This window comes from Roseisalinus antarcticus (assembly GCF_900172355.1).
GTDB lineage: Bacteria > Pseudomonadota > Alphaproteobacteria > Rhodobacterales > Rhodobacteraceae > Oceanicola > Oceanicola antarcticus_A.
Genome location: NZ_FWFZ01000110.1, coordinates 1 through 1,739, shown reverse-complemented (window position 1 = coordinate 1,739; position 1,739 = coordinate 1). Strand labels below are relative to the sequence as shown.

Annotated in this window: 2 protein-coding genes; both read left to right on the top strand. The window is 64.1% G+C overall.

Annotated elements, in window-relative coordinates:
• On the top strand, positions 1-1,373 hold a 1,373-nt coding region (locus tag ROA7023_RS23435; RefSeq protein ID WP_085881343.1), incomplete at its 5' end, for a DEAD/DEAH box helicase.
• The coding region (locus ROA7023_RS24270; protein WP_143535740.1) for a DUF6511 domain-containing protein at positions 1,370-1,739 on the top strand (370 nt) is incomplete at its 3' end. The genes ROA7023_RS23435 and ROA7023_RS24270, both read left to right, overlap by 4 nt.

The window sequence follows — 1,739 nt, the reverse complement described above, 5'->3', positions numbered from 1 at the left end:
CGCTGGCGCGATTGTCGAACCTGGCCGACATGCCGCGCCTCGATCTGCTGGTGATCGACGAGGCGCATCACGCTGTGGCGGACAGCTACCGCCGGATCATCGACCGGGTGCGCGACGCCAATCCCGATTGTCGGATCTTCGGCGTCACCGCCACGCCGAACCGGGGCGATCGCAAAGGTCTGCGCGAGATCTTCGACAACGTCGGCGACCAGGTCCGGCTGGGTGAACTGATCGCCTCCGGCCATCTCGTGCCGCCCCGCACCTTCATCATCGACGTCGGGGTGCAGGACGAACTGCGGTCTGTCCGTAAGACGATGTCGGATTTCGACATGAACGAAGTGGCGGGCATCATGAACCGCGCGCCGGTCACCGATGAGGTGATCCGGCACTGGCGCGAGAAAGCCAGCGATCGGCACACGGTCGTCTTCTGCTCCACCGTCGCCCATGCGGAGAATGTCGCCGCGGCCTTCAACGACGCAGACATCGCGGCGGCCGTCATCCACGGCGACTTGGACGCGACGACCCGGCGCAGGATCCTGGCCGCCTATGCGTCGGGCGAGATCCGCGTCATCGTCAACGTTGCCGTGCTCACGGAAGGTTGGGACCACCCGCCGACCTCATGCGTCGTCCTGCTGAGGCCGAGCTCTTACAAATCCACCATGATCCAGATGATCGGCCGTGGTCTGCGCACGGTCGATCCGGAGGAATATCCCGGCGTCGTCAAGACTGACTGCATCGTGCTGGATTTCGGGACGTCCAGCCTGACCCACGGAACGCTGGAACAGGATGTCGACTTAGACGGCCGCGAACCGGTGCCCGGGCCAGCCCCGAGCAAGACCTGCCCTGAATGCGAGGCGCAGATCCCGCTCGCCGTCACTGAATGCCCATTCTGTGGCGCTGACCTGTCGCGAGAGGGCTCGGCCCCGATCGACAGCTTCATCATGTCCGAGATCGACCTTCTGAAACGCTCCAGTTTCGCATGGGTCGACCTATTCGGAGACGATGCGGCCCTGATGGCCAACGGGTTCAACGCCTGGAGCGGCATCTTCTTTCTTGAGGGCCGCTGGCACGCTGTCGGCGGCGGCAAAGGTCACGCGTCGCGGCTGCTTGGCGTAGGTGAACGCACGGTCTGTCTCGCGCAGGCCGACGACTGGCTCAACACCAATGAAACCGACGAAAGCGCCTTCAAATCGAAGGGATGGCTGAAACAGGCCGCGACCGAGAAGCAGCTGCAATACCTGCCGACGGAGTTTCGCAGCGACTATGGCCTCACCCGTTATCGCGCCTCTGCGCTGATGACCTTCAAATTCAACAAGCGCGGGATCCGACAGCTGGTCGGCGGGGCTACCCCGTCCCTCGGGAGGGCCGCGTGAGCCATGTCGCGCAAATCCCATCCTCGCCCGAACCGTCTGCGGATCGACCGGAGCGTTTTCGGCTCTGGCACCCGCGCCTCAAGCCTTGCGCCGTCTGTCTGCGCTCCGCGCGCAGCTTCGGTTTCTTCAACCCCAACAAACCCCGCCCCCGCGAACACCACTGGTTCTGCTCGATGCACTGCCAGGCGTTCTTCGCGGCACGCCACCGGAAAGGACTGACCATGCAGGGAAACACTGACGAAGAACGCGCCGCCATCACCGCCACCATGAAACGCATCGCACTGCTTATGGACGAGATCGGCTGGCAGACCGCATTCGCTGATCTGACCGAGGCTCAGGTGCGCGCCCTGATCGAAGAGGCCGTCG